General features: G+C 45.1%; 8 protein-coding genes. 1 reads left to right on the plus strand and 7 read right to left on the minus strand.

What is annotated here, in order from left to right; all coding sequences use genetic code 11:
• Window positions 1–125: 125 nt before the first annotated feature.
• From secA to NIA71_RS09460, 5 genes are all read right to left on the minus strand, one after another.
• Window positions 126–2,879 carry a preprotein translocase subunit SecA gene (secA, locus tag NIA71_RS09440; RefSeq protein WP_148396845.1) on the minus strand — a complete coding sequence of 918 codons (2,754 nt, stop codon included), beginning with the start codon at window positions 2,877–2,879 and terminating at the stop codon, window positions 126–128.
• Window positions 2,876–4,165, minus strand: coding sequence for an HlyC/CorC family transporter (locus NIA71_RS09445; RefSeq protein WP_148396846.1), 1,290 nt, complete (start codon window positions 4,163–4,165; stop codon window positions 2,876–2,878). The genes secA and NIA71_RS09445 overlap by 4 nt, the downstream gene beginning before the upstream one ends.
• A gap of 114 nt (window positions 4,166–4,279) precedes the next feature.
• Window positions 4,280–5,542, minus strand: a complete 1,263-nt coding sequence (locus NIA71_RS09450) for an HD-GYP domain-containing protein (protein ID WP_148396847.1) — start codon at window positions 5,540–5,542, stop codon at window positions 4,280–4,282.
• Between the two features lie 161 nt (window positions 5,543–5,703).
• On the minus strand, window positions 5,704–10,095 hold the full coding sequence (locus tag NIA71_RS09455; protein ID WP_253020288.1) for a leucine-rich repeat protein: 4,392 nt from the start codon (window positions 10,093–10,095) through the stop codon (window positions 5,704–5,706).
• A 226-nt stretch (window positions 10,096–10,321) separates the two neighbouring features.
• A complete protein-coding gene (locus tag NIA71_RS09460; RefSeq protein WP_148396848.1) occupies window positions 10,322–11,548 on the minus strand; it encodes a saccharopine dehydrogenase family protein in 1,227 nt (408 codons plus the stop codon).
• A 255-nt stretch (window positions 11,549–11,803) separates the two neighbouring features.
• On the opposite strand from NIA71_RS09460, the gene NIA71_RS09465 reads away from it, so the two are divergent.
• The gene (locus NIA71_RS09465) at window positions 11,804–13,552 is read left to right on the plus strand and encodes a helix-turn-helix domain-containing protein (protein ID WP_253020289.1); all 1,749 of its coding nucleotides are present in this window, start codon (window positions 11,804–11,806) and stop codon (window positions 13,550–13,552) included.
• Between the two features lie 77 nt (window positions 13,553–13,629).
• Here NIA71_RS09465 and NIA71_RS09470 read toward each other — a convergent pair whose 3' ends face one another.
• Together NIA71_RS09470 and NIA71_RS09475 are read right to left on the minus strand one after the other, a co-directional pair.
• Window positions 13,630–14,511, minus strand: coding sequence for an Rpn family recombination-promoting nuclease/putative transposase (locus NIA71_RS09470; protein WP_253020290.1), 882 nt, complete (start codon window positions 14,509–14,511; stop codon window positions 13,630–13,632).
• Window positions 14,512–14,648: 137 nt separating this feature from the next.
• On the minus strand, window positions 14,649–16,976 hold the full coding sequence (locus tag NIA71_RS09475; RefSeq protein ID WP_253020291.1) for a hypothetical protein: 2,328 nt from the start codon (window positions 16,974–16,976) through the stop codon (window positions 14,649–14,651).
• Window positions 16,977–17,021 lie beyond the last annotated feature (45 nt).

Consider the following 17,021-nt stretch of genomic DNA (forward strand, 5'->3'; position numbering starts at 1 on the left):
ACCACTCCTCCACAATAAAAATTATCTCTAATCAGGGCCGAAAGACCCGATCAGAGATAATTAAGCATGCCTTTCTATTTACAGAGCCATATCTATATCGGCATCGCATTAATGAAAGCCGCAGGTTATGCGTTTTTTCCGCAGCAGTTCTTGTACTTCTTGCCAGAGCCGCATGGACAGGGATCGTTGCGGCCTATTTTGGGATGCTCTCTCCGATATGGTTCCTGCTTTTTCTCTCGCTGTGGGATCTGCTCTTCTTCCGGCAGCTCGCCGCCGCCCATCATGGGGCCTTCATCCACATATTCGTCCTTGTGGCCTTCGCCGGTGCCGATGACATCCACACGCTCTGTTCTCGTCTGCACCGTTACGCTGTAGCAGAATTTAACCGTTTCTTCCTTGATCCCCTGGATCATCAGCTCGAACATGTCAAAGCCTTCCTGCGCATAGGCGGCAGCCGGATCCTGCTGGCCCAGCGCCCGCAGTCCGATACCGCTCTTGAGCTGGTCCATGGCATCGATGTGGTCCATCCACTTATTATCGACGACACGAATCAGAATCATCCGTTCAACCTCGCGCATCTTGTCTATGCCGATTTCCGCCTCTTTGGCCTGGTACAGCTCCTCGAACTTCTCATAAACCAGTTCCTTGAGATTGTCCGGATTCAAATCCAGGAATTCATCTTCCGTAAAAGAAAGCGATTCAAAGTTTGGCGATAGCTTTTTCAAGCCTTCATTGAGGGTGTCCAGATCCCATTCTTCAGCAAATCTGGAGGCGATGGTGATCGGTTCCACCACTTCGTCGATCAGCTCATGGGTCATGCTGGTGATATCTTCCCGCAGGTCTTCGCCAAAGAGCACTTTTTTCCGCTCTCCGTAGATGATTTCACGCTGTTTGTTCATAACGTTATCGTACTGGAGCACATATTTACGGATGGAGAAGTTTCGGCCTTCCACCTTCTTCTGAGCCCCCTCGATGGAGCGGGTGATCATACCGGCTTCGATGGGTTCGTCCTCTTCCACGCCCAAGCGTTTTACCACGTTCTGCATCTTTTCGCCGCCAAAGAGGCGCATCAGCTCATCTTCAAGGGAAATGCAGAATTGAGTGCGGCCAGGGTCGCCCTGTCTTCCGGAACGGCCTCGCAGCTGATTATCGATTCTTCGGGACTCATGACGCTCCGTACCGATGATGCAAAGGCCTCCCAGCTGGATGACTTTTTCCTGTTCTTCCTTCCGCTCCTCCTTGAACTGTTCGTGGAGCCGGTGGAACTCTTCCCGGGCTTTCACAAGCTCCGGATCGTCAGTCTGGACAAAGCCGGTGGCAAAGGCGATGGCTTCTGGACTGTAGCCCATTTTCCGCATTTCACGGCGGGCCTCAAACTCCGGATTACCCCCCAAAATGATATCGGTACCACGTCCGGCCATGTTGGTGGCGATGGTGATCGCGCCCAGGCGGCCCGCCTCAGCGATAATCTCCGCTTCCTGCTCGTGGTGCTTGGCATTGAGGACGTTGAAGGTCTTTATGCCGCGTTTTTTCAGGCTGTTTGCAATGATTTCCGACTTTTCGATGGAAATGGTTCCCACCAGCACTGGCTGCCCGGTCTCATGGGCTTCCACCACTTTGTCGACAATCGACTTATATTTTCCTCTTTCTGTGCTGTAGACCGCATCCTGAAGGTCCTCCCTGATGATGGGCATATTGGTGGGAACCACAACTACGTCCATGTTGTAAATATCCCGAAACTCATCTTCCTCGGTCTTGGCCGTACCGGTCATACCGGCCAGCTTCTGATACATACGGAAATAGTTTTGCAGCGTGATCGTCGCCAGAGTCTTGGATTCGGACCGGACCAGCACTCCTTCCTTGGCCTCAATGGCCTGATGAAGTCCATCGCTGTAACGTCTTCCAAACATCAGACGGCCGGTAAACTCATCGACGATGACGATCTCACCGTCCTTAATGATATAATCCACGTCCCGTTTCATCAGGTTCCTGGCCTTCAGGGCCTGGAGCACGTGGTGGTTGATCTCCATATTTTCCGGATCAGAGAAGTTTTCCACATTAAAGTATTGTTCGCATTTTTCAACACCCTCTTCTGTCAAGGATACCTGTTTATCTTTTTCTTCAATGGTAAAATCCGTCTCTACGGTTAACCCTTTTACAAAGCGGTCGGCAGTCTTATACATATCAGTGGATTTTCCGCCCTGGCCGGAGATAATCAGCGGTGTTCTCGCCTCATCGATGAGAATGGAGTCTACTTCGTCGACGATGGCAAAGTTGAGATCCCGCTGCATCATATCCTCTTTGTAGAGAACCATGTTATCCCTCAGATAATCAAATCCGTACTCATTGTTGGTACCGTATGTGATATCCGCCTCATAAGCCGCTTTTCGCTCTTCTTCACTGATTCCGTGGATAACACAGCCAACGGTCAGTCCCAAGAAATTGTACAGCTTTCCCATCCATTCCATATCTCGCTTTGCCAGATAGTCATTGACCGTTACAACGTGAACACCCTTTCCTTCCAGAGCATTTAAGTATACTGGCAGAGTCGCCACCAGCGTCTTACCTTCACCAGTCTTCATTTCCGCGATACGTCCTTGATGAAGTACAATACCTCCAATGATCTGCACCCGGAAATGTTTCATGCCCAGGCTTCTCACCGATCCTTCACGGCAGACCGCAAATGCCTCCGGCAAGATATCATCCAGTGTTTCTCCGTTCTTCAGCCTTTCCTTGAATTCTGCGGTCTTATCCCGCAGCTGTTCATCGGTAAGGCCCTGCATTTGCTCATCATAAACCTCGACCTTATCTGCAATTTTAGCGACCTTTTTTACTTCCTTCGCATTCAGGTCGCCAAAGATTTTTTCCATAAAGCTCATTTTTGTTGTTCCCCTTTCCTTTCTTCTTCAGGCTCCAGCTCCTCTACCACCAGATTGATCTCCAAGGCCCGGCGGTCATCTGCTTTCGTTACTCTGACTTTTAACAAATTGTCGTCAATCTGCTGCTGGAAGGTATCGTTTTTTACCGGCAGCTTGTCCAGCTGCACCACGACCCAGCCGTTGACCGTCTGTACGTCCATCTCCTCTTCAATATCGAAGAAGTCGAACACTTTCGCAATACTTGCATTGCATTTCACCCGATAACTGCCGTTCTGCAAAGGAATGATCTCCTGCGACATGACAGCATCGTGCTCATCGTAAATCTCTCCTACCAATTCCTCAATGATATCTTCCATAGTCACCAGACCTTCTGTGCCGCCGTATTCGTCGATCACGATGGCCAGATGAGTCTTCATCTGCTGCATCTTTTTCAGCAGTGCCGAGACTTTTATTGCGCCGGCCACGAAAACCACCGGCATTACATAATCCGAAATATTTTTATTGGTACCTACTATATAGTTATGGAAGTCCTTTTGATTGAGTACTCCCATAATTTTGTCTATGTCATCTTCGTATACCGGAAGACGGGAAAACCCAGTCTTTTTGAACAGCTTTGCCACCTCTTCCTTGGAATCTTCCACATCGATGGCTTCCATATCGACCCGGGGCGTCAGCACATCCCAGGCCGTCAGTTCGTTGAATTCAATTGCATTCTGAATCAGTTCGCTCTGTTCGTTATCAATACCGCCTACATTCTCAGCTTCCTCAACAATGGTGAGCAGCTCATCTTCAGTGATCGTACGGTCATCACCGAATTTGAAGATTTTTGCCATTAGCTGTTTCCACTTGGTAAAAAGAAAGTTGACAGGGGTCAGAAGAACCATCAGAACACGAATCACCGGCCCCGAAAACAGGGAAAAGGATTCTGCAGATTCTTTTGCAATTCCTTTGGGCGTAATTTCTCCGAAGATCAGAACCACCACGGTAATCACCACTGTGGATAAGGTTGGCCCGTAAGCGCCGAACAGTTCCACGAAGAGTAATGTGGAAATGGCGGTCATGGTTATGTTTACTATATTGTTGCCGATCAAAATCGTAGTCAGCAGCTTGTCGTAATTTTCTTCCAGCCTCAGCACCAGGCCTGCACGTTTATTTCCATCAGCCGCAAGGTTTTTCATCTTAATGCGATTGAGCGAAGTAAAGGCGGTTTCCGTTGCGGAAAAATAGGCGGACAAAACCACAAGTATTACGATTACTGCTATGTCCACAATTATGTGACTCTCCATTTAAAATGTTTCCTCCTGCATCAATAGAAAAATATATCAATACTTTAGTATAGCCTGTTTTATGGTAATTGAAAAGAGGGCGAACCCTCTTTTAACCTGAATTTAACAATTTTTTTATACTTTGCCCAAATATTGAAGGTAAATCCGTTCATATTCATCCTCCATTTTATGATAAAGATCGTAGAGTTCTTTGCTTCCTCGATTAACTTCTCCGATGATTTCATCAAAATGCTCCAGCATAACGCTGGTTACTTTGGGGCATATTTTCCCACTGTCCGAAAGTTCCCGCAGAATCGCCTTTACCTTTTCCGGGGGAAATGGTTTTTTATAGCTTCGTTCGCCATTGAGGGCGCTGACGATATCGGCAATGGCTACAATCCGCTGAGGAATCGTCAAATCTTTGCCGCAGAGCCCTTTCGGGTAACCGGATCCATCCATCTTTTCATGGTGCCGCAGGGCAATCAAAGCAATTTCCTCATCAATCTGTCCGGAGATAATGTCTTCGGACAGGAGGATATGGCTGCGCATCAGGGCCATGTCGCTGTCACTTAGCTTTTCGGTGGATTCCAAAATATCAAGGGGAATCCCCACTTTTCCCAGATCATGAAGAAAGGCACCGTATTTGACTTTCTGTAAAACCGTTCCCTTTATTCCAAAATTACGCGCCAGCTTCATACTAATGGCTGCCGTGGCAAAAGTATGGGCAACCGTAAAGCGGCTGCGAAAATCAATGGCAAATACCAGCATCTGCAAAAACTGTTCGTTTTTCCGTTCATCCGTCCATTGATGAAAAAGATTTTCAAGCGCCTCCGTTTGTTTTTCGGGATTTGTTCCTACAAATAGTTTCCCATTTTTTAAAGTCTTTTCCAGCAGGTTCAGCACCTCAGGGGAAAATTTCGCAGCGCGATACTCATTCAGCACCTCTAAGATCTGATTGCCGCTTCCCAGCTCCAAGCAGAGAGCCGCTCGGTCGGCCAAGTTAATTACCTGGGCCAGTTTTCGGTTTTCATTATCACAGGCATATTGGGGAAGATCGACAAAATCCATATGATGGTATAGGATCGCCGGAGCATATTGGGATAAGGGCGACAGGTATTTGACAAACAAATATCCGTATATGGAGTGTTCCCATACATCTTTGGTCTCAAAACGGATCATATTGTCGATTTCTTCTGTTTTGTAAGCGCCGATATCGTGAAGCAGTGCCGTAAATACAATGCTGCAGCGCTGTTTGATGTCATAGCCTCCGTCTTCTTCTAAAAGCTTTAAGACTATATACGCCACTTGTTCACCGTGGCCCACCAGCCGCTCGTCAACAAAGTTGAGCGACCTTCGAATCAAATGGAACAAGTTTGTACCGTTGAGCAGCTCCATCATCCATCCTTCCTCCCTCTTTTGTCAATAAGATCAATGTGTCCATTATAGCAAACTTTCTTTCATCCTGCATCAAGTATATGCTGGCATTAGCGATCATTTGCATATTAAAAAGACATCGCTGCACAGAACAGTTTCCATGCGGCGATGCCTTTTGTAGGTCATTATTTAATTTTTACTTTCTTGACGGAACTATAACTTCCATAAAGTTTTGTCTTTCCCGCTTTCTTAAATGCTCTTACTTTCACATAATACGTTTTCTTCGATTTCAGTTTTTTAACCGTTTTCTTTACAGTCTTATTTTTTGAAATCGTTATATTTTTCTTTCCCTTCGTTATTTTTTTATTTTTTCCATAAGTAATTTGATATCCACTGGCTTTCGAATCCTTTTTCCAGGTTATGGTCATTGCTTTTTTGCCGGCTCTTACTTTTAGCTTTGCAACTTTTTTAGGCGTCACATTGATGGTAACAAGTTGCGATGCCGGGTTATAGTTGGCTGTCGCCGCAGCGGTAACGGTAATCGTCGTTTTGCCGGTTCCTTTAACGGTCACTTTTCCTGCCGACGAAACGGCCGCTACTTTTGAATTTCCTGTTTTGTAGCTCAATGCTCCCTGCGCGCGATTGCCTAAACTGAATGCTTTGCTTCCATAGGCTTTAGTGATTGTCGCTGTTCCAGATATTGATTGCGCAGCTTTATTGATTGTAAATTCCTTTGTTATGCTGCCTTCATAATCTCCTTTGCCAGTTATAACAACACTGGCCGTTCCTGCATTGACATTGTTTTTATACGACAGCGTATAATCGCTATTTACTCTTAGTGTTTTTCTGCCATCTCTGACTGTAACAGCCGGGGTTTTCGCATTGCCGTCATAAGTATATGCAGTTGTGGAAAGGGTAGCCGTACAGTTGGTAAGTGCCTGTGTAATTGGTTTGAATTTATATCCATTGGCATCTGCAAATGTTTGCGCTGCTGATCCAGGAACACCTTGTATCGTTACATTATCGCAATCCGACAGAGCATCTCCGGATATATTGGTTACAGTTTCTGGGATTACAATCGTGATATCCTTACATAGCATAAACGTTCCACTCTCAATCGATTGTACACCAGATGAAATACGAATGTTTCTCAAAGACGTACATCCTAAGAACGCATTTGGCCCAATGGACTGTACACTATCGGGCATTACGATTTGGATAAGGTTCTTGCAGTCTGCAAATGCTCCTTCTGCGATTCGTTCCGTACCGGCTTCGATCGTATATCTCTGCGCACTATTATTCACCTGGCTGGTTTTTACGCTGCTTCTTGTCTCTTGCGCATTATATGCCGGCGGGCAACGCAGTATTTTATTATTTTCAACGTCATATAGCGAACCATTTTTTACTTTATAATGATTCGAAGCTTCCACGATAATCCGCTTTATATTATTTCCTAAAAATGCATATTCTTCGATGGTTTCAACCGATCCAGGAATTGTAATCGTCTCCAGCGTATTGTTCGATAGAGAAGATTTTTTGATTACTTTTACTGAATCCGGTATCGCATACGCTGTTTGTTCCGTTTTCCCATTAGGATAAACAATCAATTCGGATTTGTTTTTGTTAAATAAAATGTTATCCTCGGCTGAAAAATGCTGATTGTTATTGTCCACAGTTATTTTACGAAGGTTCTCCGGCCAATCTGTCGTGGGGTAGATTGATTTGATGTGTGAGGAGATTCTCAGCTCTTGGACAAAACTGAGCGGTGCTTTGAATCCCGTTACATTGATCCCATTTATTTGATCCGGGATTTCCAGAACAGTCACGTGCTCTCCAACCTCAACAATTTCCTGTGTCTGCGGATCGAATTCTACTGTTCCGCCCAAGATACCAGCATCTGTATAACGAATTGTTTCTGCGCCGTATACATTGACATTGATAAATTGAAGGCAATTGCCAATCTTCAAAATGCATAGTCCTTCATTAACAGTTGTGCCTCCATATATGCCTTTCACTACAATTGTCTTTTCGTCTTTTTTCTCTATCTCTATCACTTCAGGATCATAGGTCAGTTCCTGTCCGTCATCAAAGTAGTGGCCAAACTCCAAATCTTTTAGGTCTAACCCATTATAAGAAGTAATGTTAATTTCCGCCGAATCCCCTCTATTCAGGCAAATAAACTGCTTATCAACGGTAAAGCCTGGGACATCTTTGACCGCAAAATCCAGCTTGCATGATGATGCTTGCTCTGATCTAGGCTCTTCTTCATCAATACTTTTTCCAACTTCAACATAATATGTTCCTGCTTCCCCAATCATTATTTTTTTGGAATCAGGGTCTTCCCAAAAGGCAATATTATTAACTATCTCATTTTTGCTATTGTAAAGATAAAAATAGTATTGGTTATTGTCTTGATATCTTAATGTAAAGTCGATTGTTTTGCCGATATCCGCTGTCTCAGCAGTGAACTTATAATACTTGCTGCTTTCGTTATCTCCAAAGTTAATAGCTTTATTTCCAGACTTGATGGCTCCCCAATCTGTGGCTTCTTTGAATTTGTCAATTACAGTAAGCTCAAAGCTGCCGCTTACGTCCCCCATCTTTAATGTAATGGTTGCTTTTCCTTCTGCTTTTCCTTCAAAGAGGCCCGTATCTTTGTCAATTTGGATAACATCTGAATCGGAGCTTGTCCATTCTTTTGTCTCAGATTCAACTCTGCCAGGTATAAACTCTGTAATTAGTTTTCTTTTATCGCCTACATAAATTTCATGTTCATTCGAATCTTCTTCCAGGGCTAGCCCTATATCTTTTCTAGGTTCACTTAAGCTTATCTGCAGAGTATAGTCAAGGTTCTCATCCCTGTCGCTTGCTCGATCTATTCGGATATAATAGGTACCCGATTGATCAGCGAAGTATGTGTTTCCATCTAAACCATATTCATCCTCATCTATAGGAGTTTTGTTGCAATCTAATAAAGTACAGCATACATCTCCTGTTGTCTGAATTCCTACTCTCTGTCCTTTTTGCACATCGATTTTATATCCTTGTGCCTTCCGTCCTGATGTCATTGTAGGAGACAATTTCCCCGCAGTAACAGTTTCTTCATATAAACCGTCTATAACATATATAAGACACGTTTTGGTAGTTCCGCCTGATGTAACTTTAACTGGGATCCCTTTTGTACCTGATTCTTTCCTTCCTGTAACTACAAAATACTCACTGGAAGAACTTTCAGTCGCCAGCACATATTCCGGATCCCCGCTTTTTATTGTAGCCCATCCTTCATCTTTTTGTGAGATTCCAATGTGTGCAGTCTCACCCACGCCAATGGTATAAGTTGTTTTATCGAGATCCAGTCCATCCCAAATAATTTTTTTGCCCGTTAACCGGTAATTTAAGCTGCCGCCACATCCATCGACTTTTATATAGTAAGTTCCTGTTTCATTAAGAATTTGTTTTAAAGTTGCTGTATTTTGTCCATTGTGCTCAGCGCGAGCTATCCAACCATGTTCACCATAAAGGTTAATTTCAAAATAATCGCTCCATCCATTTAATGTAAACTCAATTTTACTGCCCTCTATCGCTTCAAAGTAATATCCTTCATTTTCTTCACTTGCTAAGCTTTGGTGTCCACTATCGTAGTCACCATTTTTATCAAATTTAATTTCTGTCTTATAAATATCAGTCACTGTAACGCTGCAAACAGCTTTCTTATTCCCAATTGTGATTTTAATATCCGCTTTTCCTTCACCGATACCTTCAATCCATACGAAACTATCATCCTCTGCTAAAGAAACTGTCGCAACCTTCTCGTTACTGCTGCTGCATTGAACTTGTTCCGAACCTGTAAGTTCAGGATAAATGATCTCAATTGGTGCTGTATCTTTTTTATACATATTTACCGCAGTTTCAGATAAACGAATACCATCAAAATTCTCTGCGATGACGCTCATTTTAGCTGTTGTTCCCGCTTCACTCTCATTCCAGTTGTCAATCGCCATATTATATGTATCCGCTTTTCTCGATAAAAAGGTGTATGTTCCCGATGCATCATCAACTTTAATGTCACACCATTCTCCATTCTGGTTCTTTATATTGACAGAGGGCAAATCTTGTACATTTTCAAAAGAAATCTTTATGTCCTGCCCTTTGTCTGCATTAAAAGAGTAACCTGATCTGCCATACTCTAAATCTACAGATTCGGTATTTAAACTGATTGACTTATAATTCTTTACTGTTATATCACAGGATTTTTCAGATTCACCAGCCTTAAATGAAACTGTGGTAGAGCCTACTTTTTCAGGAATAATTGTAATGCCGCTTTCTTCCCCTTCGGCTATTTTTGTGATGGTCACAATCCCCTCTGGTTCTGCTGTCCAGCTGATCTCCTCCACTTTTTCCGGTGAAATGTATAGTATGTATTGCTCATCATCAACCAGAAGTTGCATGGTATCTGGAATATCGTCCAATGCATTGGTCCCTTCCTCACCCGCAAACACGCCTGCTGGTGATAAGGTGAACAACATCGTCAATGTCATTAAAAACACCAGCAATTTTTGTAAAATTGGTCTGTTCATAACATTCTCCTTCTTTTATATCATGTATATCATGTTCAATTAAATTCTTAGAATTATTATACCATTTTTCTACATGGACAGCTACTTTCAAATAACAAAATATTTCAATGTACACCTATTTGAAATTACACCCTCATCAAGCAAAAAGAGCCCGCATCGCTGCGCACTCTTTCTGCTTGGGTTTTATGCTATTATGTTTTAAGAAGCGATTTTACATGATGTATCGTTACAGTTCTTTTACCTTTGTATCTAAGGTAATATCCAGCTCTGCCGCATATTCGAAGTAAGCGTCAACCTGTTCGAAGGTCAGCATATCGGATGAAATCAGGCCAGTCTGATCAAATTTGTCGTTTACAAACAGTTTGGTGAAGAGATATCCGCCCTGTCCGGTGAGATACATTTCTGCAGTAATTCCGGATTTTTCGTAGGATTCAACCAATCCCGGAGCATTTACGTGGGTTTCAACCAAAACGTCTTTGCCGTCTTTCTTGCCGTATGCTTCGATGACCATGCAGCCGGAATCGGAAACAAGCCCTTCGTCAATGATCTCTTTGATTTCTTCCTTGAACTTTGGAGCTGGCGGAACGTGAGCCAGCACTACATCAAACGGTGCGATTTCAACGCCCTTGATGGTTTCCGTGTTATGAGAAAGAAGTCCTGCTCTGTAAAGCGGTTTTGAGAAATCTACGCCTGCGCCGGCATACTTAAAGTAAGCGTTCTTAGCACCCTTGAAGAATTTTTCTGCATTAAAGCTGTAATGGATCGGCTCATCATGGCAATGTTCTACAAAAGTGATTTCTTCATCCATGTAGTCGTACTGTCTCTTGATCGGCAGATCGAAAGCAGGTGTGCGTACCAGCTTGCCGTCGATAAAGGCGTATGCTTCTTCACTCATATCATGAAGAGCTGTTACCGGAGACCACCAGAAAGGCTGGAATCTCTTGGCTTCAACGCCTTCCCATACGATGTTATAGATGGTATCGCAAGTATCCAGATAACGCATCGCATCTCTAGTTGCAGCGCAGATCAGTCCCGGAGCCGAACCGGTTCCTACGATGGCAGTTCTGCCGATTGCCTCAAATTTAGGGCCATATTCATTATACTGAATACGGATACTTTCTACCCAATCTTCATGAAGCGCTGTGGTGGCCGCATAATCCTGATAGTTGGCCTTTACTTCTAAAGCCGCATCGAGTACGTTCTTTGTACATTCCAAAGGAAGTGCGTTGAGAATTAAATCCACACCTTGAGCCGCAGCTACGATGCTGTCTTTGCTATGGGCGTCAACCTGAGTGCCTTTTGCTTTTTTTAAGTCATTTACCAGATTGTCAACTGCTTTTTTATCATAATCGGCACAAACGATTTCCGCTACGCCCGGATCCTCATCCAGTCTTCTTGCTGCTGCGGATCCCTGTGCTCCAACGCCTAATACGAGAATTTTCTTTAAAGCCATTTTTCTTTACCTTACCTTTCCAAATAACTGTTTTTTATCTTGACTCTATTATAGCGAAAAGGAAGCCTGCCGCGAAATTTACATATTGCCATCTTTTCCCGTTTTAAATGCTTTCTTTACCTTTTATATTTTCTGATTATTTTGTGAATACAGAAAATACAGCAAGATTTACTATATTCAAAAGCAAGATTTATACACTTTCCCTTTGTCCGCGGTTAATGATATAATGATCGTAGAGAATTATGGAGGTTGCATATGCTGTTAGAGAGTGTTTCTTATATGGGAGAGCTGCCCTTTGAGCTGTCGTTTTTGAATGTGGCAGAGGAAAGCAAGCATTGCCACAAAGAAATTGAAATTCTGCTGGTTCTGCGGGGAATGACCCATTATCAAATTTATCATACGGATTACGAACTGAGCCCCGGCGACCTGATCATCGCTGATGTGGAGGACTTGCATCAGATACACGGTTCCACCGACGATATTCTGATGTTATCCATTCATGTGGATACCGGACGTTTTGAACACCTTTATCCCAATATCCGCTATATGTTCTTTGTCTGCGAAGAGTGTATGGAAGGGCCTGCCGGCAACCGGCAGCTTCTGGAAAGCAAGCTGACCCGCCTCAAGGGCCACATTGCCAAACTGGCTATGGATTATACAAAAAAGGATAAGGATATGCCCCTGCTGATGGACGAAATCAGCGAGCTGGTTTCAATTTTGGTCAACCATTTCCAGGGATTCTTTATGGAGGATTATCAGTACAAGACCAGTCAGGAAGATATGAGTCCCGACGATCTGCAGCGATTGTCCCGCATCACCCGGTATATCATGCTCAATTATAAGGAAAAGATTACCCTGGACGATGTATCCAACATGGAGCATCTCAGTTCCTATTACGTTTCTCACTTAATTAAGAAGACCCTGGGCTTTAACTTTCAGAACTTTGTCAATGCCATCCGCCTGGAATATGCAGAAAAACTCTTGGTATTCACCAATATGACGCTGATGCAGATCAGCGAAGAATGCGGTTTCTCATCGCCCAATTATTTTAACAAATGCTTCTCCGCCTGGCATGGCAAAACGCCCGCCCAGTACCGGAAAGCCTATCACCCCTGCGAACGCTCTTTCAAAGCTCCCTTTACCCAGGAAGAGGCGCTTTCTCTGGTTGCGCCCTTTTTAAACGTCATAAAACGCAATTATGAACCTCCCGCCAGGATCACCGTAGAGCCGGACTTTGAAAAAGGTAAATTCGTGGATTTCTGGGAAATCTGCGCGCCCCGAATCGTGGTCGATTCTCTGGAATCTGCCCTCAATCTGGGCTATTATTGGGAAACCCTCCAGCGTCTCCGTCCGGCCGCTTTCATCCTTGATGAAAATCTGACCAGACGCAACAAGGATTTGGAAAAAAGCCTCCGCGAGCTTTTAGCTCCCTTAAATATCCCCCTTTTCGCAGATCAAATCATCCGGGAGGAAGATCTCATCGCCGCATCAAACACAGCCTCTGCCTTCGAGCAAATCCTCTGCGCCGGACACTCCCGTGTGCGGCTGATGGGCGATCAGGACGCCCTCTTTACAGCAGGCGGTCTGAAAACGCCCGCTTTCCAGGTGTACGACTACTTTTCCCAGCTGGCAGGTCCCCAGTTTTTCAATGCCGATACCCATATTTTAATTAAATGCCGCGATGCCCGGGCAATTTTGCTGTTCAATACGGATTCCACCACAGTTCTGGACATCAATTTCGTTTTGACCAGAATTCCTGACCCGGACTATTTGGTGCGTCGTGAATTTTCCCAGCGAGAGAATTGTTACAGTGTGCTTGGCGATTTGGAGGCTCAGGAGCAGGCTCTGCCGCCCCTGCTCATAGACAGGATCAATCAAAGCTTTGATGGAAAAGTTCACTTTTTCCGCCTTGATAAGGATCTTCAAGAGGATGATTTTTTAATCGATCACAACACTGCAGTGGTTTTGGAAATCATGGAGCCTCCGAAGGGTCATGACGGCTAAATCCCCTTCATCTGTTTTGGAAAAACAGGGACATCACCTGCCTCGCCCCTCTGGCTGGACAGGCCTTTGCGCAGGTATTATTTCCAGTATTGCTGCATATAGTTGTCAGCTCTTTCCTCCGACAAGGAAAATTTCTCCGCAATCTGAGCCTTCGTTTCCGCTCTTGAAAGCTCCATATCCTGACAGAGCTCTATCAGGGCTGCAGTACCTTGCGCGATACCTTTCTCAATTCCCTGTTCAATGCCTTGTTCGATTCCCTTGTCGAAGCCTTCCGATAACCCCTTCTGATAGCCGTCCTGCTCCCGAATCGTTTCGCACTCTTCTCTGCTCAGCTCATCATACAAAAAACTCATAACATCACCACCGTTCTTCTTTAGAAAATCCCGTAAGACTCCTTCTTTAATGCAGGTGTCTATGGATTGTTTGATGGCAGCTTTCAGGTCATTCGTTTTCTCCCAGTTTTTCCGTACCAGGTATATGAATCTGCTGTATTCGTTCAAAACCTTACAGCGCTCTAGAATTTCAGCTCCCTGCTTGTAGTTGACATTGATGACCTTTACGACTGCTTCTAACGATAGTGTAGCACATTTTTCAAGAAATGCGTCGGAAAGTTTTAAGTTTTCTTCCAGCGGAAGGACTTCTTTTCCGTTATAAAAAACGTACATCTCCGGCGTGGGTATTTTAACCAGCTGCTTACTGTAAATGGTCTTGGAAAAGTAAAGTTTTTCATACTCTTTGGTGATGTAAACCAGCATCCTCAGCGGCATGTTGGGGTTGATCGTCGATTGGTGTTCGATCAGGATGATCAGCCGCCCATCGATGATAAAGGCCAGGTCGTTCTTACGGTCACCGAAAATCACATCCTCTAAGGTGACGATTTGTATTTCGGTGTCCGAAGAATAGTTCCTGCCCGATAAGGCATTGTATAGCTCTAGGATCTTTTCTTTGTCATGGAACAACTATGTAAATAAATTTTTAGGCTTCCATACAAAAAAATTGCACTAATTTATCAAACTTGTAAATTAGTGCAATCGTCGTTAATCTCCCATTTCCATGGGCCCGGCTATACGGCCTGGGCAAATCACGTCACATCTTTTTAATTACGTTTCTTTCTCAACGGCCCCCAGATAAGAAGTACTGCCGCACCGCTGACTGCTGCCAGCAAAATCAGAGGCCAAAAATCGAAGTCATCTCCTGTTGCGGCGGAGCGATCCGGCTGACCGGTTTCCTTTGCAGCAGCCGTATTCACATCTTTCCCACTTTCGGTTTCAGGCTTTGTTTCAGCGACACTGCTTTGATCGTCAGTATATGCCAGCGCGAAGGTTGACATGCCCTTGATTCGAGCAGTAATTGTCCGATCGTTATCGTCCATGTCAGGAAGCTCTGTGGTAATCAATTGGCCGTCCTTTTCGTGCACGTGGATGATAGAAAAAATCCGCTTTTCCCCTTCCCTCGGCCACAGTTCTTGCGGAATGGCAATAACCAAATCCATCGAATCGTTCCATTCGGAAATCGAACTTTTGACTCCGTCTTTTTCCTTGACCAAATTGATATCTAAATAGGCTCCAACTTTTTTACCTGTATCTTGCAGCTGTTGATTTACTTCCTGAAGAACAGCCTGTGCGGGCTTCTCCACCTTATCAACCTGAACAAGGAACCGAATCGTGCTTCCATTGGCAAGATCCGCCTTATCCTCTTCTGTCAGGAACTTTTGCACATCATCGTCTTTGACTGTAACCGTTGGCGCTCCCTGACTGATTTCCGTATTGATCTGCGGTGTCTGTACCGGGGTTACCTCAGCAATTTTCCAGACAGCCTGATTTTCCGTCTTTTCAAAAGCCAGCTTTCCTCCCTGCAGGGCAAACCAGCCGGCCTCCGCATCGACGCTGCCACATCTAATCACAGTGTCGCCTGTTTTCAAGTCGGCAGCCTTGAGCTTGGTCGCCATACCGGGTTTCTTTGGCTGGAAGTTTTCAAGGGATAAGGTACGATCCAGCTGAATCGTATCAAAGAGCCCCGCTTTTCCAATTTTCGTTTTATCGCCTGAGACAGTCAGAGCAGCAGTACCTTCAATAGCATTAGGCTGATTTTCTTTCATGTATCCGCCCCATACTTCTTCGATCTGACTGTCAGCAACGGTTATGGCCGACTTGGCCGGGCTGACAGCTTCCGTTTCACCCCCTGAGACAACCGAAGGACAGGCTGTTTGATCCAATTGATCAACATAGAATCCCTTGCAGCCGGTAAACAGAATTTCGCTGCTATCGATGGACGCCGAGCCGTCTCCTGTAGCTTCTCCTCCGCCGAGAATACTGCCGCCCAATGTATCCCCTTCAAAGTTCATGGTAACCTTTCCCAGAATATCAGCCTGAGATCCTGCTTCCGCATCTCCGCCGCCGTAGAAAGCAGCACATACCCAATAATCCGTGAATTGCTCTTCTACTGGCGTAACGCTGTCTTGAATGACCATGTTCACAGAGACGGCATTGGCAGAACCGCCATTTCTGGCACTGCCGCCGCCGCAGGTATATCCATATAGATTGGAAAAATTCTTCAGCTCGATTTGAATTGCTCCTGCAACATCGGCTTTTCCTTTATCCGCATCTCCTCCTGCCCGAAAGATCATCATCTCGTTGCCGCTGCCCATTACCTTCACCGATCCTGCTTTGGCACTAGCGTTTATCCCGCTGGCATAGCCGCCTCCGTATACTTCCCGTATATCCACGGCATCCAACTGAACAGCGATACTGCCCTGAATGTCTGCCTGGGCGTTTCCTTCTTCCTTTGCGTATGCCATGCCGCCGCCGCGGAGGGAGTAGGTCCTCCCTTTTGTCTGGGCATAGGATGCGCCTGCGGTCGCCGAAGCACGATAGGTACTGTTTGCGGTGGCATACCCGCCGCCATAGATATTGCCATGATTGCCGGTCGGATCGGCGATGATCTTTGCAGATGCAGTGCCGCCCACATTGGCGCTGGCGTTTCCTTTGGCCGCATCGGCCCGGCCGCCTCCATAGATGGTCGCCGCATCCACGTTTCCTTTAATCAGCACCGTCGAATCGCCGGACACATCGGCAGAACCGCTGCCGTCAGAGTAACCGCCTCCGTAGATATAACCCATTTTTACATTGTCCACGATTATGCTTGTGTCCCCGTTCACCGGAACATTTTTACCGCCGCCATAGACTGTCAATCCTGTCACCTCATCGGGCAGCAGTTTTCCAGTTCCCGCCTGGTCATAGACATACGCTTTATTATCGCTATCCTTTTTGATTAAAATCGGTACTCCGTTGGCATATATGTTATTCCCCTCTTTTATGACCGCCGTTTCCTGGGTCCTTGTGTCTGCCCAGGCCGTCATTGCTGACAAGGCCGCTGCCAACACGATTGCGGTCGTCAACAAACCAATCTTTCTCAGTTTCTTCATAAAATGTCACCAATTATGTACAGAACTTCCGTACCCTTTCACACC

Origin of the sequence: Ihubacter massiliensis, assembly GCF_024125305.1 — a bacterium.
Lineage (GTDB): Bacteria > Bacillota > Clostridia > Peptostreptococcales > Anaerovoracaceae > Hominibacterium > Hominibacterium faecale.